1 protein-coding gene is annotated in these 629 nt (G+C 58.3%); it reads left to right on the forward strand.

Going from position 1 to position 629, the window contains the following annotated elements; translation table 11 throughout:
* Window positions 1-629: AMP-binding protein (locus Raf01_RS49240; RefSeq protein WP_203925090.1), on the forward strand; the 629-nt coding region annotated here is incomplete at both ends.

Raw genomic sequence — 629 nt, forward strand, 5'->3', positions numbered from 1 at the left:
GGCTCCACCGGAACCCCCAAAGGCGTGGTGGTGTCGCACGCATCGATAAGCAATTTGTTCCATAGCCACAGTGGCGAGTTCTTCGAGTCTGCCGTAAAGAGCCTTGGTGGGCGTCGGCTGCGAGTCGCACTCAATGCATCCTTCTCCTTCGATGCGTCTTGGGATTCCCTGCTGTGGATGATCTACGGCGAAGAACTACATGTCATCGGGGACGACACGCGGCGTGATCCTGAAAAGCTGGCCGCTTACATCAGGGCTGCCGGCATCAACTGCCTGCAGAGTACGCCGGCATACATGCGGGAACTGATCTCGCAAGGCACTTTTTCTCGAGAGTGTCCGTTGACTGTTGTGACGATCGGTGGAGATAGTGTCACCGAATCGCTGTGGGACGACCTGAGCAGGCTCGACGAAATCGTCTCATACAATCTCTTCGGTCCTACCGAATGTACGGTCGACGTCCTTCAGGCGCGCATCTCCGATAGCGTCGAACCGATAGTTGGTCGCCCGCTTCTGAACATGCGTGTTTATGTTCTGGATTCGGGGTTGCGGCCGGTCCCGTGCGGTGTGGTGGGTGAGCTGTATGTGGCGGGTGCCGGGCTGGCGCGGGGTTATCTGAACCGGGCGGGGTT

The organism is Rugosimonospora africana (genome assembly GCF_016862975.1).
GTDB lineage: Bacteria > Actinomycetota > Actinomycetes > Mycobacteriales > Micromonosporaceae > Rugosimonospora > Rugosimonospora africana.